Annotated in this window: 19 protein-coding genes; 11 read left to right on the top strand and 8 right to left on the bottom strand. The window is 49.8% G+C overall.

Annotated elements, in window-relative coordinates:
- Nucleotides 1-18 precede the first annotated feature (18 nt).
- The 7 genes from ACMV5I_RS22010 to ACMV5I_RS21980 all read left to right on the top strand — a co-directional run bounded on the left by ACMV5I_RS22010 (nt 19) and on the right by ACMV5I_RS21980 (nt 9,150).
- Nucleotides 19-840, top strand: coding sequence for a DUF932 domain-containing protein (locus ACMV5I_RS22010; RefSeq protein ID WP_414825261.1), 822 nt, complete (start codon nt 19-21; stop codon nt 838-840).
- A 70-nt stretch (nt 841-910) separates the two neighbouring features.
- On the top strand, nt 911-1,381 hold the full coding sequence (locus tag ACMV5I_RS22005; RefSeq protein ID WP_414825260.1) for a JAB domain-containing protein: 471 nt from the start codon (nt 911-913) through the stop codon (nt 1,379-1,381).
- A 12-nt stretch (nt 1,382-1,393) separates the two neighbouring features.
- Nucleotides 1,394-1,717: a type IV toxin-antitoxin system YeeU family antitoxin gene (locus ACMV5I_RS22000; protein ID WP_414825259.1), complete on the top strand. Its 324-nt coding sequence runs from the start codon at nt 1,394-1,396 to the stop codon at nt 1,715-1,717.
- Nucleotides 1,718-1,753: 36 nt separating this feature from the next.
- Nucleotides 1,754-2,074, top strand: a complete 321-nt coding sequence (locus ACMV5I_RS21995) for a TA system toxin CbtA family protein (RefSeq protein WP_414825258.1) — start codon at nt 1,754-1,756, stop codon at nt 2,072-2,074.
- Between the two features lie 591 nt (nt 2,075-2,665).
- Nucleotides 2,666-8,221: a DUF3320 domain-containing protein gene (locus ACMV5I_RS21990; protein ID WP_414825257.1), complete on the top strand. Its 5,556-nt coding sequence runs from the start codon at nt 2,666-2,668 to the stop codon at nt 8,219-8,221.
- Nucleotides 8,222-8,443: 222 nt separating this feature from the next.
- Nucleotides 8,444-8,833: a GFA family protein gene (locus tag ACMV5I_RS21985; protein WP_414825256.1), complete on the top strand. Its 390-nt coding sequence runs from the start codon at nt 8,444-8,446 to the stop codon at nt 8,831-8,833.
- Between the two features lie 59 nt (nt 8,834-8,892).
- Entirely contained in the window at nt 8,893-9,150 is a 258-nt protein-coding gene (locus tag ACMV5I_RS21980; protein ID WP_414825255.1) for a hypothetical protein, read from the top strand.
- Between the two features lie 52 nt (nt 9,151-9,202).
- On the opposite strand, the gene ACMV5I_RS21975 is transcribed toward ACMV5I_RS21980, so the two are convergent.
- Nucleotides 9,203-9,550, bottom strand: a complete 348-nt coding sequence (locus tag ACMV5I_RS21975; RefSeq protein WP_414825254.1) for a DUF6404 family protein — start codon at nt 9,548-9,550, stop codon at nt 9,203-9,205.
- A 214-nt stretch (nt 9,551-9,764) separates the two neighbouring features.
- On the opposite strand from ACMV5I_RS21975, the gene ACMV5I_RS21970 reads away from it, so the two are divergent.
- From ACMV5I_RS21970 to ACMV5I_RS21960, 3 genes are all read left to right on the top strand, one after another.
- Complete coding sequence (locus ACMV5I_RS21970) at nt 9,765-10,403, top strand: LysE family transporter (protein WP_414825253.1); 639 nt, start codon at nt 9,765-9,767, stop codon at nt 10,401-10,403.
- A gap of 121 nt (nt 10,404-10,524) precedes the next feature.
- Nucleotides 10,525-10,827: an ArsR/SmtB family transcription factor gene (locus ACMV5I_RS21965; protein ID WP_024530946.1), complete on the top strand. Its 303-nt coding sequence runs from the start codon at nt 10,525-10,527 to the stop codon at nt 10,825-10,827.
- A 7-nt stretch (nt 10,828-10,834) separates the two neighbouring features.
- The gene (locus ACMV5I_RS21960) at nt 10,835-11,362 is read left to right on the top strand and encodes a rhodanese family protein (RefSeq protein WP_414825252.1); all 528 of its coding nucleotides are present in this window, start codon (nt 10,835-10,837) and stop codon (nt 11,360-11,362) included.
- A gap of 56 nt (nt 11,363-11,418) precedes the next feature.
- On the opposite strand, the gene ACMV5I_RS21955 is transcribed toward ACMV5I_RS21960, so the two are convergent.
- Nucleotides 11,419-11,874, bottom strand: coding sequence for a GNAT family N-acetyltransferase (locus ACMV5I_RS21955; RefSeq protein WP_414825251.1), 456 nt, complete (start codon nt 11,872-11,874; stop codon nt 11,419-11,421).
- 122 nt (nt 11,875-11,996) lie between these two features.
- Between ACMV5I_RS21955 and ACMV5I_RS21950 the strand changes: the two genes are divergently transcribed.
- Complete coding sequence (locus ACMV5I_RS21950) at nt 11,997-12,734, top strand: class I SAM-dependent methyltransferase (protein ID WP_199063623.1); 738 nt, start codon at nt 11,997-11,999, stop codon at nt 12,732-12,734.
- Between the two features lie 136 nt (nt 12,735-12,870).
- Here the strand turns inward: ACMV5I_RS21950 and ACMV5I_RS21945 are convergent, their stop codons facing one another.
- The 6 genes from ACMV5I_RS21945 to ACMV5I_RS21920 form a co-directional block, all read right to left on the bottom strand.
- Nucleotides 12,871-15,198: a hypothetical protein gene (locus ACMV5I_RS21945; protein ID WP_414825250.1), complete on the bottom strand. Its 2,328-nt coding sequence runs from the start codon at nt 15,196-15,198 to the stop codon at nt 12,871-12,873.
- Between the two features lie 82 nt (nt 15,199-15,280).
- Entirely contained in the window at nt 15,281-21,016 is a 5,736-nt protein-coding gene (locus tag ACMV5I_RS21940) for a phage tail tip protein (RefSeq protein ID WP_414825249.1), read from the bottom strand.
- Nucleotides 21,017-21,073: 57 nt separating this feature from the next.
- The gene (locus ACMV5I_RS21935) at nt 21,074-21,727 is read right to left on the bottom strand and encodes a tail assembly protein (RefSeq protein ID WP_121607623.1); all 654 of its coding nucleotides are present in this window, start codon (nt 21,725-21,727) and stop codon (nt 21,074-21,076) included.
- On the bottom strand, nt 21,724-22,434 hold the full coding sequence (locus ACMV5I_RS21930; protein ID WP_121607624.1) for a C40 family peptidase: 711 nt from the start codon (nt 22,432-22,434) through the stop codon (nt 21,724-21,726). Before ACMV5I_RS21930 ends, ACMV5I_RS21935 begins: the two co-directional genes overlap by 4 nt.
- 2 nt (nt 22,435-22,436) lie before the next feature.
- Nucleotides 22,437-23,189 (bottom strand): phage minor tail protein L, encoded by a 753-nt coding sequence (locus tag ACMV5I_RS21925; protein ID WP_414825248.1) that lies wholly within the window; start codon nt 23,187-23,189, stop codon nt 22,437-22,439.
- Nucleotides 23,190-23,197: 8 nt separating this feature from the next.
- Nucleotides 23,198-23,539, bottom strand: a complete 342-nt coding sequence (locus ACMV5I_RS21920) for a phage tail protein (RefSeq protein WP_024486957.1) — start codon at nt 23,537-23,539, stop codon at nt 23,198-23,200.
- Nucleotides 23,540-23,715: the final 176 nt, after the last annotated feature.

Raw genomic sequence — 23,715 nt, 5'->3', positions numbered from 1 at the left:
CTGAATAAGGAACTAACCATGGCCCGATTAGCCAGCCGCTTTGGTGCGGTCAATCTTGTACGCCGTGACCGCCCGCTAACCCGTGATGAACTGGCGCATTATGTACCGAGTGTCTTTAGTGAGGAAAAGCATGAATCACGCAGCGACCGGTACACCTACATCCCGACTATTACCCTGCTCGATAACCTGCAGCGTGAAGGCTTCCAGCCGTTCTTTGCCTGTCAGACCCGTGTGCGGGACCAGAGCAAGCGTGAACACACCAAACACATGCTGCGCCTGCGCCGCGAAGGCCAAATCACCGGCAAGCAGGTGCCAGAAATTATTCTGCTTAACAGCCATGACGGCTCCAGCTCATACCAGATGCTGCCAGGGCTATTTAGATCGGTTTGCCAAAATGGACTGATTTGCGGTGAGAGTTTTGGTGAGGTGCGCGTACCGCATAAAGGCAATGTGGTGGAGAAAGTCATTGAAGGGGCTTACGAAGTACTGGGGATATTTGACCGAGTGGAAGAGAAGCGCGATGCCATGCAGTCGCTGCTGTTACCGCCACCGGCCCAACTGGCAATGGCAAAAGCGGCATTAACCTATCGCTTTGGTGAAGAGCATCAGCCGGTAACGGAATCGCAGATCCTTTCCCCCCGCCGCTGGCAGGACGAAAACAATGACCTGTGGACCACTTACCAGCGTATTCAGGAAAACCTGATTAAAGGTGGGCTGTCAGGGCGAACGACCAAAGGCAAACGAGCCCACACTCGTGCTGTAAAAGGTATCGACGGTGATGTGAAGCTTAACCGCGCTCTGTGGGTGATGGCCGAGAATATGCTGCAGCTTGCTTCATGAATCTTTTTGCCCTCACTCCCTTCAGGCCCTGTCGATAAACCGACGGGGCTTAGTGTTTTAAGGAACTGATATGTCTGCACTTCATCTATCCCCGGTATTCCCGGCAAACGAGCAGCGCATTATCCGGCGAGCCCTGCGCTTGCTGGAGAAATATCAACGCCAGCCGGGTGAACAGTTTACCGCCACCAGTGTTGCTAAAAGCTGGGTACAGCTACAACTGGCTAGCGAGGAGCGGGAGGTATTTCTCGTGATGTACCTTGATAACCAACATTGCCTGCTGGGGCACGGAGCGTTGTTTACAGGCTCCATCAGCCATACCGAAGTACATCCCCGTGAGCTGGTGAAAGCGGCTCTGCGCCACAACGCCGCTGCAGTAATTCTGGCGCACAACCATCCGTCAGGTACTACAGAAATCAGCCAGCAGGACAAACATGTTACTCAGCAGATCGTCAAAGCGTTGGCACTGGTCGAAGTGCGAGTGCTGGATCATCTTGTGGTTGGGAATGAAGTGGTTTCTTTTGCTGAGCAGGGGTTGCTTTAAACGGAGGTTTTCATGCCATTAACACCACCTCATGAATGGGGTTTACAAAGCAATATCACCCCACGATTTGGCGCAAGATTGGTTCAGGAAGGTAACCGGCTGCATTACCTAGCTGACAGGGCTCGGTTGACGGGGAGCTTTAGCCCGGAGCAATTACAGAAACTGGATCAGGCTTTCCCACTGTTTATAGATCAACTGGAAGCAATGCTGCATTCTGGTGAGCTAAATCCACACCAGCAACATCAGGTGACCATTCAGCTTGCGAGTTTAACCTGCATAGCTGATACCCGTGGTAGCTGCGGCTACGTTTACATTTCGATTTATCCAACCCAGTGACACCTCCTCACTTCTTCTTTTATTAGGACTCAACTCATGCACATTTCATCTGTACCGGCCACGGTGCCGGTTGCGTCACGCTTGTCGCCCGTACAGGTCTGGCAGCAACTTTTAACGTATCTGCTGGATCATCATTACGGTCTGACGCTTAACGACACGCCATTCCACAACGACGCGGTCATTCAGGAACATATTGAAGCAGGAATAACGCTTACTGATGCGGTAAATTTCCTGGTGGAACGCTATGAACTGGTTCGCACTGACCGCAAAGGGTTTACATGGCAGGAGCAGACACCATTTCTGACCGCGATCGATATTCTCAGAGCCAGACGAGCTACCGGGCTGTTGAGCACTTAAATCATGTTAGCCCTCTTCCCTACATCTCTTCTATTTCCCTTCAAAAAGGGGTGAAAAAACTTTTAGGCACCTAAATAGGCACCAGCGAAAAGTTGAACCAGTATTTACCAAATTAAATTCAATGAATTACATGACCAATTCAGACTCCCCCAGCCCACCAAATAGGTCGCCAGTGATACCAGATAGACCCGGCGACAGTGACGAAAAAGCCCGCAATTCACGTTGCGGGCTTTTTTGTGTTTGAAACCTACGCTCCTAGAAGATGAGGCTAGCGACTTTATGGAGGAAAATTTTAATGGGTGAGAATTTTCCTAATAACATCAAATAGCCTATCTAAACGTGTGGACCGCACTCTATCCCTTCCTCTATCTCATCGAAACTTAGAAAGGTAATCTTGCGACCAATCGGCAAAAGACGCGAAAACAGAGACCTAAACCAGAATACCCCTCTTCACTTCCTCTCGGGGCTGGAGTAAAGTCATTATTAAATTATTATAAAATATTCATCAGCACTCTTTCATAGCATCCTACCGCAATGATATCTCAGATAGCGTAGGGGTTAACAAGAACAATATGACGGACTAATAATTGTATGAATGATAACGAAGGGACACTATTTCAAAGCAATGCATTCTCCCTTGAGCAAAAACTTGAAAGAGCACGAGCGCAACTGCTTGATTTAGGTGCTAGAAATAGATTGCTCAACATTCCCAGAGCACGGACGTCAAAATTTCTTGATGTGTGTGATGAGCGCTCTGAAGATATTTATAAGCTATTAGTGGTTGAAGCTAAAACCTTTACCTTCCTGCATGGAAAAACTGGCAAAGATGATGATAGCCAGGAAAGTGAAGAAGTGAATGATGACATTGAAACATTTCTCTATCCGTTCAAAGAAGATGATACTCCAAAAGCACAGCATTTAGATACAAAACTCCAAACAAGGCTAACGGCTAAAGGGTTACAAAAAAGGCTATTGGACCTTTATCACGATTCTAGAACGTTAGAGGAAGAACAAGGTGTCAATATTCTTTATTTAGCACTGGGAACGTTAAAATGGATAGATCCTGCTAATAAAGAAAATATTCGCTATGCACCGTTAATTTTAATTCCTGTAACTCTTGAACGTGGCAATGTTGGTGAAAGGTTTAAACTACGAGCAAGGAACGAAGAAATTATCGCCAACCTTTCCCTTGAGGCTTTTTTAGAAAGAATTCACCAAATTACTCTTCCAGAGATGAGACTAGATGATAATCATGAATTAAATATCATTAGTTACATGTCAGATATAGCTGAAGCAGTCAGCCTTAAGCCTGATTGGCAAGTTCTAGAAAATGATATCTCTTTGGGCTTATTTTCCTTCGCTAAGTTTTTAATGTATCGCGATCTAGATCCTGCTAATTGGCCCGCCAAAGATAGTATTACCTCCCAACCCATTATCCGTGCACTGATGTCGGATGGGTTTGATGAAGATGACAGTCTGCTATCCGAAGATGTACCAATCGACCCTATTATTCCACCAAAAGATATGCTGCACATCATGGATAGTGACAGTTCACAAACTCTTGCGATTCATGAGGTCCGTCGGGGTAAAAGTTTAGTCATACAGGGGCCACCTGGAACAGGTAAGTCACAAACTATCGCAAACATCATTGCTTCTGCTGTAGCGGATGGAAAAACAGTTCTTTTCGTTGCTGAAAAAATGGCTGCTCTAGAGGTTGTTAAGCGTCGCCTTGATCAGTACGGCGTTGGCGATGCTTGTCTAGAGTTACACAGCAACAAAACAAACAAGCGCGCCTTCCTGGAAGAACTTAAAAGAGTTTGGGAATTAGGTTCCCCCCGCGGAGAATTCTCAGATACATTGATAGATAATCTGACCGAAGTTCGAGACCTATTAAACCAGCATCCTGCGAGGATCCATAAGGTTTATAGCCCTTCGGAGCTCACTCCATATCAAGTCATGGGTCACTTAGTCCGCCTACGCCAGGTTGGCCAAACCCCAACAAATTTCCGTTTGCACGGTATCGAATTATGGAGCAGCAATGATGTTACAAAACGCTTAGAGCTTACAAAAGAACTCTTAGATAGGGTAAATGATATTGGGATACCTGATAATCACCCGTGGCATGGCGTTGGTCTTGAAATAATAATACCCAGCGAGGTGGAACGTTTAGTCCCTGATATTAACGCAGTGCTAATCCAACTTGCAGATTTTTATTCTAAAACTGTAGCGCTAGCAAGAAATGTAGCGTTATTTCCTGCTCCTAACACCTTCAAAGATATTGATGAACTCGTGGTGGTTACGGAGCACATTAATAGCGCGCCAAATCTCTCTGTGGAAGCCTTAACCTCGCCAATATGGAAAAGTAAACTAGTAGAGATCAATAATCTAATTAATTTAGGCCTTGATTATCAAAGGAGCTTTGCAGAACTTGAGAGTGAGATTGTAGTTGGAAATTTAAACATGCCTCTTACTGAACTTGAGGTTGAATTAAAAGCGCTTCCGGATAGTTTATTACCCTCAGGCTTTGCCACTGCAATTCCTCTTCAGAGGTCGTTGACAAAACTGCTGGCTGAAGCACGTCAACTACAGCTTGAATTAGGGTCCCAAACAGGACGGGATACTTGCCAAGATATCAAGCAGTTGATCGAACTAGGTGAAAAAGTGGCCTCTGTGCCCGATGTCAGCCCCGAAGCCCTCATTGCATCCGTTTGGGAGCAAGGTGTTGAACAAGCTTCAGACCTCGTTAACTCGATAATACGATTAACCGAAACGTATTCTAATATTGAACACCAACTACAAGGGTTTGCCTGGGAAGCTGACGTTATTACTGCGAGAAACAGTTTAGCAGTACAAACAGATCCACTTCGGTTTTTCAGCAGTGAATGGCGAAAATCCCGGGCTTTTGTGCGATCCCTTATTCGCGACCCTTCAATGCCAATTCCATTGCAAGTTGAATTACTAGATAAACTGCTGGAAGTACAATCGTTAAGAAAAAAAATAAAAGAACTTGATGCATTTGGACAATCCGCATTTGGCAGTGATTGGCGTGGAGAAAATAGCAATAACCAACTACTATTAGCACTTATCGATTGGATGAAGACATTAAAAGAATTCAATACAGAAACTCGGGTTCTTGCTAGCCGCCTTGCGGATCGTGATTTAGTCAAATACCAAGTTGAACAACTTAACACCACATTTGAACAGGTAAGTGTTCAGTTAGATACTCTATGGAACGCTTTCGGCTCGACTCCAAATGAATTCTTTGAAAATAACTTTTCTATAAGTCGCGTACCTCTTAATTTTATCGATAAATATGTTAAAAAGTTAATCTGGGTTGACGAAAGATCTAGAGATATATTTAAAAACCCGCCAGACAACTTAAGTAAAAGGCGACACTTACTATCGAAAATCATAAAATTGAAGCAACTATCTCAGACAATAGACTCTTTTGATATTCTAGGCACTCAGGCATTTGCTAATAGCTGGATGAAAAGTAATTCCGATTGGAAATCATTGATGCAAGCATCCAACTGGATAGAGCAGCATCAGGATTTACGTTATATTGCAGCCAACATCAACGAACGAAATGAAATAGCGGAACTTGCAAAGGAATATCAACAGACAGGCATTAAACTTATCAACACTATCGATAACCTGTCGATAAGATTAGCTTCAAAAACTGAGACGCTGTTTAAAGTAGCTTCAATTGATGAGTTATCAATACTAGCAGCAGGCACTAAGTTGCTATTGTGGATGGATAATTCAGAACAGCTTTCCAAATGGGTTGCTTGGCAATACCGAGCTTCTTTAGCTAAAAAGCTAGGCATGAGCGAGTTTATTGAAAAACTTGCAAATGGAAGCCTTACGCAAGAAAACAGCTTCACCGCTGTTGAACGTACTTATTATGAATCCTTAATGGCATTAATGGTGGAGCAAGAGCCTGAGCTTGTTCGATTTGATGGAGAGCTTCACTCCCGAGAAGTGGAAAAGTTTTCTGACTTGGATCGTAAGCGTATCAAAGCAGCTAGCTTTGAAGTGGTTAGAGCACATCATCGTAGAATTCCATCTCAAATAGGTGGTGCGGGCCCTGTTGGTATTCTGCGTGCAGAAATGGCACGTAAGAGGGGGCACATGCCAATCCGGCAGCTAATGCTAAAGGCTGGCATGGCGATACAAGCTCTAAAACCAGTAATGATGATGAGTCCATTATCTATTGCACAATTTCTGGTACCTGGATGCCAAAAATTTGATCTTCTCGTGATGGATGAAGCTAGCCAGATCCAACCTGTTGATGCCATCGGCGCCATTGCAAGATGTGGGCAAGTGGTTGTCGTAGGTGATGAACGACAATTACCCCCAACCAGCTTCTTCTCTAGAATGACGGAATCGGATAATGAGGATGATGATGAACTTTCACAGGTGGCAGATATCGAGAGTGTATTGGGATTATTTGTCGCCAGAGGGTTACCGCAGAGAATGTTGCGTTGGCATTATCGTAGCCGCCATCAATCATTAATTGCTGTATCTAACAGCCAATTTTATGAGAATAAACTCTTTATAGTACCTAGCCCGTACACTCAAGAAGCCGGAATGGGGTTGCTATTTCATCATGTACAAAATGGTGTTTTTGAGTCGGGAAGCAGCAGCTCTAACCCGGTGGAAGCAAGGCGTGTAGCTACAGCAATAATGGAACACGCACAAAATCATAAAGGGCTGTCTCTGGGTGTTGCGACATTCTCGGTTTCACAGCGAAAAGCAATCCAGGATGAACTAGAGGTATTACGCCGCTTGAATCCGGAGTTGGAAGATTTCTTCCATGCCCATCCAAATGAACCATTCTTTGTTAAAAACCTAGAGAACGTTCAGGGAGATGAGCGCGATGTTATTATGATTTCCGTTGGCTATGCCAAAAATACCAATGGTTACATGGCGATGCGTTTCGGCCCTCTAGGTGCGGAGGGAGGAGAACGCCGCTTGAATGTTCTGATAAGTAGAGCAAAACGACGTTGTGAGGTTTTTGCGTCAATCACTGACGAAGATATCGATCTTGAGCGGGCAAAAGGCAAAGGTGTCTTTGCGTTCAAACTGTTTCTTCAATACGCTCGCACAGGACGTTTATCCCTGGCTCAAAAATCCGATCGTACAATGGATAGTGTGTTTGAGGAACAGGTGGCTGATGCACTTCAAAAGAGAGGTTACCAGGTCCATCCACAAGTTGGCATTGCTGGATTCTTTATCGATTTAGCCATTGCAGATCCTGATATGCCAGGACGATATCTGATTGGCATTGAGTGTGATGGTCGAGCCTATCATAGCTCTCGGTCCGCCCGTGAACGTGACAGATTGCGCCAATCCGTGCTGGAGGATCATGGGTGGATTATTCACCGAATTTGGAGTTCAGACTGGTTCCAGCGACCAGAAGAACAGTTGCAACGTACTGTCGAAGCAATCGAAACAGCAAAAAATGAACTTGCCCTTCGTTCGGAGCGCAGGAGTTCTGATACCAGAGCTGTGCCCATTGAAATTATCACTATTGAACGTGAGTCTGTAACAGAAATTGGTCTCGTCGATGCTGAACAGAGTCTTGAGAATGTTGATAATTATATCGAGTCTACCCCAGAGTTTCATGCCAATTGGCAGTTGCATGAAACACCAGCGAGCATTTTGGTAGACCTGATTGAAAAAATTGTTCAAACAGAGTCACCAATTCATGTCAGTGAAGTCGTTACACGCCTAAGAACCGCATGGGGGTTACAGCGTGCCGGGGCAAGAATAGAAGCGGCAGTAAATCAGGCAATCAATATCGCATGCAAAAAAGGAACGATATTGCAGGCTGGGAATTTCCTTATGTGTAGCACCTCAGAAGTCACGCTCCGAAATCGACAGAACGTTCAGTCATCTGGTCTGAGAAAACCTGAAATGATTGCTCCTGAAGAAATAGCCGTCGGCATCAATGCAGTGGTGATAAGAAACTTAGGGGCCACAGATGACGAGATCATTTCATCTGTTTCCAGAATGTTGGGATTCAGAGCAACAAGCAGCGTCTTGAGAAAGACAATATCTGAAGTCATAGAAGTTTTATTGAATGAAGGTATTCTGAGGAGAGAAAATACAATGATTATTGTTAGCGAAACAGTGGAAAATTAATGGCTGTAGACAGTTGCCCAAGGTCGCGAAAGCGGCCTTGGGGTGCAATGCCTGATATCAACACCCTCTTCTTTAGCTTTTGAGCTCCTGCGTTAAGCTTTAAAAAGCTGAACAGTCATACCAAAATATAACTCTAAACATCAATAAATTACCTTCAGTTATAGCGATATAGAATCTCCGCTGCTAACTTTAAACTCCCACTCAACCATCGAGCAAATACGCATGACCAACGAGTTTTCCGGCGGCTGCCTGTGCGGAGCCATACGCTTTAAGGCAACCAGCCCAGCAAACCCACACACCTGCTCATGCGATATTTGCCAAAAGCACACCGGTGCCCAGTCCGCGGCATGGATTGAGTTCTCGCCTTCCAATGTGCAATGGATCGGGGAAGGTGGCAAACCCGCAACCTACCGTTCCTCACCGGCCTCAAGCCGAGCCTTTTGCCCACGGTGTGGCAGTTCCATTGGTGCCATAGATGACGGCCCCGTTATTGCATTACTGAGTGGGGTATTTGATAACCCAAACGATCCTGCGCTGGCACCGGAATACCATTCGTTTGAAGATTTGAAACCAGAGTGGTGGCAGAAACTGTTTCCTGATAGCCCACCTTGACAGTGCGCAGAATTCATCCGATCTTGGGATAGTCGTGACACCAGCTAAAGGAAGATACTATGGTGATTTACAGTTTTTTCGTGAAGGACGAGCAGATTGTGGTACTGGATAACTCTGTACCCGATTTCGCAGATAATCAAAAGCACCTGTTAGATAAAGGCTATGCCAAGCAATTTGAAGAGTTGCAATCCACTTCCCCGCAAGCGGCCCTTGCCAGATTTAAAGACATCAAGGGTGAGGAATACAAAACAGCGCATGCCTTTACCACTGGAGGCGTGTTTACCTCACTGATTGGTGCCTTATTGCCTAAAGGCTGACAGCACAGCTTGCTGGGGGCTCAGGCGAGTGGCTTATGCCCCCACCCGCCAATCAAAGACTGTCCCAGTCCGGCAGCTTGTTTACCCTCTTGCGCCAATAGTGATATAGCGCCATCATCAAGCCAAACAGTCCACCAGCCAACAAGCTTGTCTGCAGCGCCATTATTACGCTGTAGCCTTCACTGTTCCAGATGGTAAACCACATAAACAGGCCCCACACAGCTCCAAAAAAGACGCCGAAGCAAAGCACATTCAGCCAGAACGGCATAAACGGTGGCGGTGGGATCTGGACGCCTAACTTCCACAACTGGCGCAGGAGTGGTGGAGCATAATTGCTACGCCACATCTTTTTCTCTGCCATCAACGCTAATGCCCGTTCTTTCTTTTCATCAAACGTCATAGTTGAGTCCCTTCACGAGCAACAAGTCTATTTTTTATCAGATCGAGCACAATTTGAGAACTGCTGCTTAAAGGTTTTTCACCGTTTAGATCCTCACCCTATAGTGGGCCTGATAGGGTTCTATCATTACTCAGTCGTGGATGTGATGAGATTCGCATCTCCGGCGCAGGACTAGCCATATCATTGGCGTTTGAGCGCAGAAAGGATAGCCGCAATGGATCCAGTACATGCAATCACCCTGACGATCGGCCTGTTTGTGTTAACGTTTTTTAACCCCGGCGCCAACCTGTTCGTCGTGGTGCAAACCAGCCTGGCTTCCGGCAGCCGAGCAGGCATGCTTACCGGGCTTGGCGTAGCGCTGGGTGACGCCTTTTATTCCGGGCTGGGCCTGTTTGGCATGGCAACGTTGATCACCCAATGCGAGGGGATCTTCTCGTTCATCAAGGTCATCGGCGGGTTATATCTTCTATGGTTTGCCTATAAGAGTATGAATAAGCAGGTAACGCCACACTCCCCTGCGCTGCAACAACCGCTCAGTGCGACTTGGTATATCTTCTTCCGCCGGGGCCTGATCACCGATCTCTCCAATCCGCAGACGGTGCTGTTTTTCATCAGTATCTTCTCCGTAACCCTCAGCGCCAATACGCCCGCCTGGGCCAAACTGAGTGCCTGGCTGGGAATAGTGCTCAGTTCGGTTATCTGGCGAGTTTTTCTCAGCCAGGCATTCTCCTTGCCTGCGGTACGGCGCACCTATGCCAGCATGCAACGGGTAGCCAGCCGAGCGATCGGTGTGGTGATTGGGGCTTTCGCCATTAAGCTGATTTACGAAGGCCTCACGCGCCGCTCCCTATAGCCGGTATATATCGTTGTGCATGAGCCCAAGTTTGGCCTTTGTCTGCCGCTTGAAAAAACACGTGCATTTTTCCGCCAATTACTTTAGTGTTTACTAAATTTAGCAAATACTAAAATAACGAATGACTGACGAAAACGCCTCGCTGCTTGCCAGCGCCAATGCCGCCGCGACGTTGCTCAAAGCCATGAGCAACCCCCGCCGCCTGTTGATCCTTTGTATGTTGGTGGACGCGCCAGGTACCAGTGCCGGTGAGCTGGCGTTAGCTACCGGGCTTAGTCCCTCAGCGACCTCACAGCATCTGGCCAAGATGCGCGAGGAAGGGCTGATTGAAAGCACCCGCGATCGGCAGCGCATCAACTACTCAATTAAAAATAGCGCCGTGCAGCAGGTCATCAGCACGCTAAAAGCCATCTATTGCCCCTGAGGACACCATGAACATAGAAACGATAACTGCCCAGCAAGCGCAAAAATTAATCATGCAGGGAGCGCAGCTGCTGGATATTCGCGGAAAGGATGAGTATGCCCACGAGCACATTGCCCAAGCCAGCTTGCTGTCGCTGACTGATATTGAGAAAGGTGGCAAACCGCAGGCCGTTAGTGAACAGGATGTGGTGATTTTTCACTGTCAGTCTGGCCGCCGTACGGCAGAAAACGCAGCGCTATTGGCAGGGGCCGCAACGCCTGCCAAGGTTTATCTGCTTGAAGGCGGTATCAACGGCTGGAAGCAACAGGGATTGGCTGTCATCAAGGGTAACAACCAGCCACTCCCCCTCATGCGACAGGTGCAGATTGCTGCTGGCTCCCTTATTCTGGCTGGGACAATCTTGGGGTATGTAATCTCTCCCCTGTTCTTCCTGTTGTCCGGCTTTGTCGGTGCTGGATTGCTATTTGCCGGCATCAGCGGATTTTGCGGGATGGCGACGCTGTTGGTCAAAATGCCTTGGAACCAGCCCAAATAACCCGATCACTCTTTTGTTGGGGCGCTGCATGTTGCGCCCGCTTAACCCCTACGCCCCTAGGCAAGATCCAACGAATAGACCCGTGACGACTCACCCCACGGGTGATAGCCAAGCCCATCAAAGCTGAAACCCAATTTCTCGTAATAACCCACATGATCGGTACACAGATGCAAACGGGGAAATCCCAGTTCGCCTGCGGCTTTGGCTACATGGTTGACCAACAATGCACCGCAACCCTGCCCGCGATAATGTTCATCGACATACAACGCACATAGCCACGGATACAGCTCCATGCGGCTGATAAAGTCATTGGTAATCAAACCCGCGCAACCCACAACGGTTTCCCCATCCAGCAACAAATACCACTGTGGCAGCGGGTTTACCGCCTCGATACAGCGGGTTATCGAGTCTTGATACAGCATCATGGTTTCTGGTGATGCCCACTGACGCTGGAAATAATCGATAGCCACATCGCGATAGGCTGGCTCCTGACGCACCGAAATAATATTCACCCAAACTCCTGATTTATTCTGTGGTCGCTACATTATGCCCTATTTTTGTTGGCAGTCAGTTGCTGAACGAATACCATTAATGCGCCGCGCTGTTATGCGGTTTATTTAATACAGGAGACGTTATGTCGCAAAATATCTATGACAATCAAACCTTCTTCGACGGCTATGCACAGCTCAGCCGTTCGGTGCAGGGTTTAGATGGCGCGCCGGAATGGTCAACCATCCGCAGCATTCTGCCCGATTTGCAGGGCAAAAAGGTGGTCGATCTTGGCTGTGGTTACGGTTGGTTCTGCCGCAGTGCTCGTGAGCAAGGTGCAGCCCAGGTGCTGGGAATGGATCTTTCAGAGAAGATGTTGGGCAAGGCAAAAGAGATGACCGAAGATCCGGCGATTGAATACCGCCAGCAGGATCTGGAGGCGCTACAGCTCCCGGCAGCAAGCTTTGATTTGGTCTATAGCTCGCTGACGCTGCACTATATCGAAGACCTCGGCAAACTGTTCGCAACCGTTTATCAGGCATTGGTGAATGGTGGGGAGTTTATTTTTACCGCCGAGCACCCAATTTATACTGCGCCAAAGCATCAGGGCTGGTTGGTGGATGAGGCAGGGCAAAAATCTTGGCCAATCAATGGCTATCAGCAAGAAGGGCAACGTATTTCCAACTGGCTGGCGGAAGGCGTGATCAAGCAGCACCGTATGCTGGGCACCTATATCAATTTGCTGGTCCAGCAGGGATTCACCATCCGCTATCTGAACGAGTGGGGTCCTTCGGCACAGCAGATTGCTGACAATCCGGCACTGGATGAAGAGAAAGAACGCCCGATGATCTTTATCCTGGCGGTACAAAAGCCCGCTGCATAATGGCTATTCGCTTTATTAAATATCGTTAAAACATCCAATATTGGGGAGGCTGCCTCCCCCCAATACTTTCCAAGCTTATTCACAGCAAACGGATCTGGGCAACTTCAGGACAACACCGTTTCACTGTCGATACAACTTACTCGCTCGTCATTTCACCTTCGTAGCTTTCCGGCTCTGGCTCGCTCTGAACCTCCTCAACCGGCGGCATCTCCAAACGCAGATCGATCCAGCGCCCTTCAGGAATATCCATCGGCTCCCCTGCAACGATCGCTGCGGTATCAATATCAAAGCGGCGTTTGCTGACCTTGACCGTGATCGTGCCGTCTTCGGCCACTTCGGTGGCGACGAAGCACAGGCGGTTACCGTTGACGTCCTGCGGGACCTCGATGTTCCAGCCTTCCTCAGCAAAGCCTAATGAGCCTTTAACCTCGTATACACCTAAATCGATGCGCTCTGTGGTTACACCTTGTGATTCATCGTTAAGGGTGCAGAAACCGTTACCCTGTAGTCTAACAATCGGGGATGCCACTTTTAAGAACCCGTTGGCATCAACAGTACTGTTGAAATCGGTCCAAACACGCTTTTCTGTAACAGCCATGAAACCGCTAGGCATAGTCGCAGTCCAGGTACTGGTCTCAATAGGTATTAAGCCTTGGGTTCCTGAAACAACGTTGCCAATTAATGAAATACTCGGCGAATTATAACCCGCTCCAGAAATCCATAATTCCCACATCGCTGTCGTAGGATTATATACAGCTCCAGCACTAATGTTACCACCTGATGTGAGACCAGTTCTCAATACTTGAAGACCTGTAGATGCCAATGCTGATGTTGTTGAGTTTCTCGCACTGAAATAGATATGCATTATATCAAGACCAGGATTGGCAGCTGCATAGCTCCGCCCACCGGTAATCATAAAATGCATACCTCTAGCTGAAACTGTCGTTATTGATTGCTCTGCAATTTTGCAATATCTGTTTCCGTTAGTGCCAGATGATAATAATGGAGGAACTATTTGAGCCTCTGTATTGTTGACAACAAGTTCATTCCATGCCCCTACAATATTATTTTTAATTCCACGAAATGCTATTTTATCATTATCCCTCTGAATTGATAGCTGAGCACAATATGATTTGTTTACATGACCTGAAATATTAAACATATGATTAGGCACATTCCCAAATGCATCTCTTGTATATGTATTTGTAACGTACCATGATCCATTAACCCTATAATCAGAGGCCAATGTAACATCAGGAACAAGAGGCAAAAAATCTTTACCAATACCATAATCCCCGACCTTTAATGCTGTTTTACCTGCGATTGTGAAGTCATTGAGTACTTGAGCGGTCCCAGTTCGAGCGTTTACCGAAAATACAGGGGTACCATAAGTCACGTTTGATACCAAGCCTGTTGTCGCAGTAGATACAACAGAGAAACCATTTGACGTTGCGATATTGGCATTATTAGGGTGAACCAAATCAGCACGATCGCCTCCACGAAATACAAATGGAAGTGCTCCTAGATCTGGAACTTTTTCAATAGTTGTAAATGCATTACCTAAGACCAGTCCATTAGACAAAGATACGAAACCATCAGGACGGAAAGACGCTGTATTTGTAGTACCATTCCAGCGGATATTCATGGCTCCAGTATCGGTCTGGGCATAGACAGCCCCTTTCTCTACTCCTGAGACATCTTTCAATCTTATCAACAAATTAGGTGTCGTTGCCCCGGCTTGCATAACTTGATCACCTGTTGATATGAAACCACCAACAGCAGTTATATATCCATTAGGGCTTATTTTTGCTGACAAGTTTGTAGTTGTTCCATTACTGTTCCAGAAGTTCCACCCACCAACTCCGTTCCCCCTATTGTTAATAAAATCTGTTGCACCATTATAACCTTCTGTATCACCCGCGCCAACACGACCCCAGCTAACCCATGCTCCCTGCGTTGATGGGGTAAACCCGATTGTCGCGATAGATGACAATCGGGTTGGTTTTGAAAGTAAGACCGTACTGGCAACTTTCTGATCTTCGGTCAATGTTCTGGATACTGAATCCGACTGGATCTTCGCCAACGTCGGCACAGTTAGTTTTGTACCATCATCCTTGGTAAAGGTCATATCTCCTGAACCAGTAAACCAACTCACCGTATCATTGCGGCTACCCTGGAAGAAAGTCAGCATCGCCGCAAAGCGAGCGGAGAACTGACTGATATCACCTTCATAGGTAGTGATAATCGCATAACTCTGCCCGCTGGCCGTTGAGCCTGCATAATTGCTGTTAAGGGTCAGCGAGGTATTGCTATTTACCTGTTTAACTTCATACAGCTTATTGTCCGGTGCCAGCAAAATCATACCTGGCATCACGCCAAACTTGGCATCGGCCCACGCGGTGCCTGTACCCATTACGGTTGCGTTATTAGCGATTAAATTGATCGTGCCTGTTTTGTACCACATATATTATTACTCCAAATAAAATAACCGCACATGGCGGATCATGGCTTTAAATTAAGTTACCTTAGTAACATCCAGGATTTATTTATGATTTTACTGCAAACACAGCGATAGCTTTTAAATAATTGCCATTATCAGCAGATGCAACATATTGAATGGTTACACTATTATTTGCCAGCAAAGAGAAAGAATAAGAGTCACTGTCCGTTGCCAACCGCATATTAGAGCTTGCCTTTACCGATATCGCTTTTCCAATAGAACCATTGACCAAAACGGATGCTGCAGCGGAACCGTAACTATAAACAGTATGGTTATTATTACTACCGCCTGTCTCATACTCCGTTGTATAAGCTGATGCCGTAATCATGGGTATAAAAACTGTTCGTGAAAATGGCTGGGGCATTATCACCACAGAGCCACCAGCACTAACCGGGATTATTTTTGCTATATCTCCCTCAATCGAACTTGCTACTACCCGTTCAATAGTTGCAGTGCCTTTTATAGTAACATTTTCAAGCGTTCCTGAAGTCGCCTCAACATGGCCTCTAGCAGTAACGTTATTAAAAACAGCACTACCATTTTTATCAATAGCCCAACCAGTTCTTTTATTCCAGTCGTAGTTATTTGACTGGATATAATTTCCTATCTTAGCATTAGTAATCGTTCCGTCAGCAATAAATGCAGAATTAATAAACGTCTGTCCATTCTGGATCGTGAATGGTAATGTAACCTTGGATGTGGAACTATCAAGGAAAGCAAATCTATTAGCATCAAATAAAACTTGCCTATCAACGGTTCCATCCGCACGCGTTTCGACTCCAATGGCCATTCCAGCGCTGTGATACTGCCCTTTATAATTCACGCCTGTTTTAATTGAAAACGTCGCTTTACCAATCCCAGCCATGTCAAAAACTGTTTGTCCACGTTTTTCAATCTCTGCTGTATTTCCCCCTACCGAGGTAGATAAGTTGGTAATTTGCTGTGAAGTTGATTTCTGGTTATCAGTAACGCTCTCCGACAGCGAACTGATAGCCGAGGCATTGCTACCTACAGCAGAATTCAACGACCCAAGCTCTCTGGCCGTTGCCGATTGGTTATCGGTCACGGTTTTCGACAGCGAGGTAATCGCCGAAGTATTGTCACCAGTAGCGGATTGCAGAGCACCAATTTGCTGAGCCGTTGCGCTACTGTTATCGGTAAGCGTTTGACTCAAGGCGGTAACCGAAGCCTCATTTGCTCCCGTGCGGCTGGTCAGATCGTTAATCAGCTTGGCCTGGGCGCTGTCTGTATCCACCAGCACCTGCAGTTGCTGATTGAGTTGGGCATTGTTGTCCCCCACGGTGCCTGCCAGCGCTGTCACCTGCTGGGATAACGCCTTGTCAGCTTCCGCACGCACCGTCTGTTCCGTCATCAAGCGCGCATCAACATCACCAAAGCTCGCGCGTAATTCGGTGATCTGCTGCGCCTGGGCGCGCTGATCGTCCGCCATCACGTTCTGCTGGGTCTTGATCGATGCGGTGACCACGTCATTGCTGATAACGTCTTCCGCCTGCTTTAACGACTGCTCGATATCCGCCTTGGCAATGGCTTCAAGCGAGCTGCTAAGTGAAGCCTGCGAACCTGCCGAGTCGCTTTGAGCCTGCTTCAGCTCTCCGATCGCCGCGCTGTTTTCGCCAGAGGTCGCCGTTAATGAACCAATCTGCTCTGCCATGGCCGAGTCTTGATTGGCCAACGTCTGTAGCCGATCGTTGATGGCCGCCGTATTTTGCCCGACGGTGGAGTCCAGCGAACTCAATTGCCGAGATAGCGCTTCGTCTGCCGTAGTCCGCGCTTGCGATTCAGCGGCGATCGCCGCTTTATTTTCGCCACTGGCTGCCCCCAGGCCAGTAATTAACGACGCTTGAGCACTGCCGCTATCCACCAGCGCCTGCAAACGCTGATTGACCTCAGCCTGATTACTGCCGACATCTGCGCTCAGATGGTCAAAGCGTTGCGACAACGCGCCGGTCTCGCTGGCCCTGGTGGTGATCTCCTGCTGCAACTGCGCAGACACATCACCAAAGTTCGCGTCCAGCTGCGTGATCTGCTGGGCCTGCGCCTGCTGCCGATCGGCGAAAACGGTTTGCGCCGTGGTTAACCGGGCGCTGCTCTCGTCCAGACGTTGAACATCGTTATCCTGCTTAAGCGCCTGTTCGATATTCGCCTTGGCCGTAGCCTCCAATGCCTGTTGCAGGCTGGCCGTGCTGCTTTCGGCTTCGGTTTGCGCGATACCAAGGCGGGTGATGGCCGCCGTGTTTTCCTGGCTGGTCGCCTGGATCACGTCAACCCGTTGGCTCAGCGCACCGTCGGCATCGGAACGGGATTTCGCCTCTGCCTGGATAGCCGCAGTGTTACTGCCCGTGCTGGCCTGCAAACCGGAAATCTGCTGGGCCTGAGCCGAGTCTGTCGCCGCCAGCGTTTTCAGCTGTTGGGTTACATCCGCACGGTTTTCGCTAAACTCAGAAGTCAGCCCACTGAGCTGCTGGCCCTGCGTTTTCTGCTGATCGGCCAGCGCTTCGGTTTTCTGCGTAACCTGCGAGTTAACCTTGTCCTGTTCCGTCTTGTTGCTGCCAATTGCCTTGGCATTGGCGGAAACGTTGGACTCCACCTTAGCCAAAGCAGAATCGGCATCGGCCTGCGCCTGCTCCAGCTTGATAATCAAACCCTGCTGATTATCCGCCGTGGCTTTCACCGAGCTGATATCCTTGGCTAACGCCCCATCGGCATCCACTCGCGCCGCTTTCTCCTGCGCGATTTGCGCGGCATTCCCCTCGGCCTTGGCAATCACCACGTCTAGCTTGCTGGCCAGTTGCTGATCATCATCCTGCAATTGAGTGATCTGCGAAGCGACCTCGGCCATGGCCGCGTTGGTGCCACCGGTAAGGGCATCGACCTTGGCTTGTAGTTCGGCATCTGCACGCGCCAAGTTGGCTCGGGTGCTGTCAATTTCCCCGCGCGCATCCTTGATATCGCTATTCAGCGCCTCCTGAGCCTGGGCGAGTTTTTGGCGGTTATGCTCGATGGTCAGACTGTTTTCGATGGCGGCTTTGCCCAGCTGCGTCAAATCCTGTTGCAGCACATCAACAGCATTGCTCAGATCGGCATTTCGGCCCGCCAGCTCGGCGTTAACCTTGTTCAGCGCTGCTTGCAGGGTATCGACATCCCCTTGCAACGCATCCCTGTTCGCCTCGATATCGGCCTGCGCCTGGGCGATCTTCTCGGCCAGATCCTGGACGTTCTGATCCGAAGGCAGGCTGTTGATCTTCTCCAACAGATCTTTGCCCAGTTCGGTCTCGGTAATGCTTTGTGCGATCTGCGCCAACACCACGTCCGCACTGTCCGAAGCCATCCCGCGCACAAACTCGCTCCAGTCGGACTGGTTGCCGGTTTTGTCGGTAAAGGCCGCGCGGAAGTACAGCACTTGCCCGGCACGCAGACCCTGCATGTCATAGCGATGCTGCGGATAAGGCACATCGGCCAGTAACCGTTCGTCGGCGAAATCCGCCCGGCTGGCTACCATCAGGGTGGTTTTCAGGCCGTCGGCAGAGTTCTGGCCAAAGCCCCAGGAAAGCTGGATGCCAAACACCACATCCTTGGTTGCCGTCAACGAGACAATCTTGGGCGGTACACCCGCTTTTCCTGCCAGATAGCTTGGCTCGGCATAACCCCACTGTGAGGAAACACCCACCGCATTCACCGCTCGTACCCGCACGTCGTAGTTACCGGCATAAATGCCGTTAACGTCAAACCCGAGTGAAGGCGTCGATCCCACATTCACCCAGTTGCCGTTATCTTTGCGCCACTGGGCTTCATAGGTCACCGCGCCAGCCACAGCACGCCACTGCCCCCGCATTGAGGCAACGTTAATTCCCTGGCTAACGTAGTCGTAACGCGAGATGGCGATATTCGCAGGAGCAGGCATCGCTCCTGGTGGCGTGACGGTGATTGGCGGCGCATCCAGGCGGATGCCGTTATCGATAAAGGCGTATTTATCCGGATCGTGCTCAACGGCGTTAATGGCGAAGGTGCCATCATCGTTGGACTGGACCGACACCACACGGAACTGCTGGATCGCCAGGCTGTCAGAATCGATACTCCAAACGGCTTCAGCCTCTGGCTGCTGGCGGAACGGTGCGGTCAGCGTCACCGTAAGCTTGTCTGCCGCGATACTGGCGATGGTACGAGTCTGCGCCGTGCCGTCTGGCAAATTGACGATCAGGCGATCGCCTTTACCAAATGCTACTTCACGATCCAGCACCACCACGCGATCCTGCGCAGAATGGATGCGCCCGCCGTTGGTCTTGCCTGCCAGCATGGCATCTGCAATGCCGATGATCCGAGCTGGTAGCGGGATATTGCCGTCCAACCCGACGGTAAAGCTGACGGTACGATCTTTGGCATTACTCAGGATTGCCCAGCGCCCACGGCGGTGAGCCTCGGTGCGCCGCGTGCAGCCAATGGCGGTGATTTCAGTCTGGTTAACGCCGTAGCGCTTCACCAGTTCGTTATCGTAAGCCGCTTCCACCGCGTCGGCATAATGGTTGGCCGGATCCCCCCACTTCACCAGCGCCGAGGTATAGCGATTCTTGTAAGACCCCGACGCATAGGCAAATTCACCACCGATGACGTTGGCCCGCGAATAAACGAAATCCACATCGCGCGGCATATCCGCGTAGGCAAACAGCTGATCGTTGCCCCAGTAGGTGATGCCGCGGAAGATGGCGGCGATATCACGTAATACGGTGTAAGCATCCTGCTGCGACTGGATGTATACGTCACAAAGGAAACGCGGTTCTTTACCGCCGCCACCCAAACCATCATCAATCAATTCATCGCAATACTGCGCGATGCTGTACAGCCCCCATTTGTCGATCTCGGCGGCGGTAACCCGGTTGCCTAAGCCGTAATTCTTGTCCAGCGCGATATCGTAAAACACCCAGGCCGGGTTGTTGCTCCAGGCCCATTTAAAACTGCCATCCCAATTGCCGCTGTAGGTCCGCGCCAACGGATCGTAGTTGGTTGGCACGCGGATGATTTTGCCCTTCGGCTTGAGCGTAATTTTCGGTACCGAGCTGAACTGCTGGGCATCGAACTCGATAAACAGCAAGGCGGTGTTGGGATAGCGGAACTTGGCGTCCACGATCTCGGTGTAGGTCTGGATCTGGGTAGTGTTTACCAGCTTGCTGCTGGTGGAGTCTGGGGTGATGCGCTTGATGCGCAGCGTCCAGCTGGTGGTTGCCTTAGGTAGATTAATCCGGTGATCGCGCTCGTACAGGCTGGTGGTTTTGCCCTTTAGCGTGCCGGTGACCACGGTTTTATAGGCTCCGCCGTCGGTGGAAAGCTCGATCAGGTATTCCACCAGCGAACCGTTCATATCGCCGTTATCTTCCTGCTGGAACAGCGCCGGGAAGCCCATGCGAATACGCAGCGCGTCGATATCGGTTCGGGTGAAGGTTTTGGTCCAGACGTTCGTGGTGGTCAGCTTGACGTTGACCGGCGTTTCAGACTCTACATCCGGCATGCCCTGGATATAATCCTGAGTCTGGGTACCGTTACGTACCTCCCACTTCAGGCCGGTAAAGTTTTCACTGCCATCGGGGTTATGTACCGGGGTGCCGTCGAGCAGAATGCGGGTGCCGTCTAACTCACCGGCAATTTCCCCTTCAGACAGCGCCAGCAGGATTTTGATTTTAGCGTTGGACTGCAAATCATCGGGAGCTTCAACCGGCGTATGCGCCGATCCACCACCGCCCTTGCGCCCATGAATAGTTAACTTTGTCATATTGCGCCCACAAAAAAGGTCGCGAATGCGACCTGTAGAAAAATGCCCTAAAGGGGGTTATTGCTGGTTTTCAGCGTAAATACCGGCGGAAATTACCGCGCCACCGATTTCCCGTTCGCCGTACAGCACCGGCACCGGGTAACCCTGCGCCGTGGTGTTGACCGGTGAGCCAAAAGCATAGGAGGGTTTGTTTTCTACCGACTGGGAAGAGGACATGCCGAAATTCGGCTGTGGCATCATCAGTTGCATGACACCACCGAGTACCATTGAAGCACCCATCATTGTTAAACCGCTAACAGCGGCAACCGCCGTGGCACTAAGAGTTGCTGTTGCGCCAGAGGCAGCCAACGCCGAAGTGTAAAGTCCTATCGTTCCGCCTGCGGTAAAGAATGCCCCTACCAGCGCTGCCACTCCCAAGATAATCTGAAACCCTCCGGCGCTTTTACTCCCGGCGATCACCGGCATAATGCGAATGTCGGCGCTGCCTTTAGAGGTAGCAAACTCGGCCAGGCCGATATTTTGTGGGCCATTGAAGAAGGCAAACTGCACGCCGTCCTTATGGGCATTCATCATAAAGCTCTCAAATCCGGGCAGCGTGATACACAGCGCGCGCAGCGCTTCGCGAGTATCCGCCACCACCAGCCGATGGGTTTTACCGAACTTTTTGCCCAGTTGGCCACCCAACCGGATCAGTCTTGTTGTTTGCATCATAGAAGCTCCTTCCTGCGGACTACGCGTACCGTCCGCTCCTGAAAATATCCGCTGTAGGGATAACGCTGGCTGAGCTGGCCGAACAGGTGATGCAGCATCATGCCGTCCCCCAGATATATACCCGCGTGGTTGGTGACCGGGGCTGAAACCTGCATCATGATCATATCGCCCGCACGCATTGGCCCCTGAAACTCCCGGAATCCTTCGGCGTACCAGTTATCGTCATATAGGCGGGTTTTACCGTCGATCCACCATTCATGCTCCACCGAGTAATCATTCAGCGCGATGCTGTGTTCCTGGCGATAGTAATCCCGGATCAATGACCAGCAGTCGGCATGGCCCAACAGCCAACTGCGCCCAACCAACGGGCGCTCACCGCGTGGTACAACTTCGGTGTAATCCCCTTCGGGCCACGAGACGATGCCCCAGACAATGCCCGAGTGATCGCACTGCAGGCGATCCATCTCCGAAGGGATCAACACGGGCACATCTGGGTGGCTATGGATGATGCGAATGATCTCGCCTTGATCCTCCGCCTGCGCGTATTCCTGAGGGGAAATGACAAAGTTATCCAACGCGTTTTCCGCCACATTGCGGCACGGCAGATAACGCGCCTTACGCCCGTTCTGCACCACAAAACCGCAGGACTCATTGGGATACTCCGCTGCGGCATGCTCACAGATCGCCTGCATGATTTCAGCCTGCATCATTACCTCCCCAACAGGTTGGAACCAGGGAACCCGCCAAAAGCCAGGGGTTGCGCGTCACCGAAGCGTTTTTTACAGGAGGACACCCGGCCACCACAGACGTCCAACGCCGGATCGTCGATCGGTTTATCGTCCTTATCAAAACAGGCTCCGCCGCTGTAATCGCAACCCCTGCCGCTGCGGTACCAACCCCGGATGCACCAGGTGCAAAGCCCGTGAATTTGTCGCGAGGGCAGTTGCTGGCCTTGCAGATCGAACGGTGTACAGAGCTGGAACTCCACCACGCTGTTGGTTTCGGTGCTTTTGCTGTCAATGTAGAAAACCTGCACCCGCTCCTGCGAAGCATCGGCAAGGGCGTTCCCCTCGGGGAAGTTGGCCGCATCCAGATATTTGGCAAAGGTGTCGTGTACCCGCACTTTCGCCTGCACCATATCGTTGAAGGTCAGGCACAGTGAGGACACCAGATTGCTGAGGTTAGCGACGCTGAGCCTGGGCGTTGGTTGCGAACCATCGCTGGTTGCTGCCAGGCCGGTGATTTCGTAGGGATAGGCTTCATACTCGTTTCCCTGCCACCAGATCGATTTTGGATTCAGCCGCTGGGCATCGTTGCCCGCCGCCGCGATCTCGGCCTGAGTGTGGGGAATATTGTGCGCATGAAAGCGCATGATGGCCGCGCCAAAGGCGGTGCCATCAATTTCAATCAGCTGGATCAGTTCCCCAGGCGCCAGCTTTTGCACTTCACTGTTAAATGACATGATTGCACCTATACGCCGAAGGCTTGTTCAAAGGCAAAACTCAACGCCTCCACATTGCGCGCAAGCGGCGTGACGGAGATTGAATCCGACTTGACGCGAAATAGCGCTTTCTTGCCGTTGGGCGGCGTCCAGAAAAAGGCGACGAGCACGTGTTGATTTAAAAAGGCCAGCATCGACTGGGTCACGGCCGGATGGCCGGTATAGGCCAACTGCCACTGCTGCACCGCCTGGTTAAGCCCATTGCTGCTGACCTGTTTATAGCCGTCGCCGAACTGCGCACTTCTGACGTTATGGACAAAGTTACCGCTAGGCGAGGCCTGGGTTTGCCATTGGAAAGTATCGATAAGCATAAAGACTCCGAGCAGTAATAACCGTCAGTCACCGGGCCAGAATTCCCCATCACCCTAACCCTTATGTCTTGATCTTCTCCGCCTTAGCGGAGAAGATCCCCGACTGATCATCGGGAGATAGCCGGTGAGCTCCCCCTAACCCTAGTGCCTATGAGCCCGTGGGAGAGATTGTGCCC

It is taken from the genome of Serratia sp. T13T92 (genome assembly GCF_047530105.1).
Lineage (GTDB): Bacteria > Pseudomonadota > Gammaproteobacteria > Enterobacterales > Enterobacteriaceae > Chania > Chania fonticola.
This window is presented reverse-complemented; position numbering and strand designations above follow the sequence as displayed.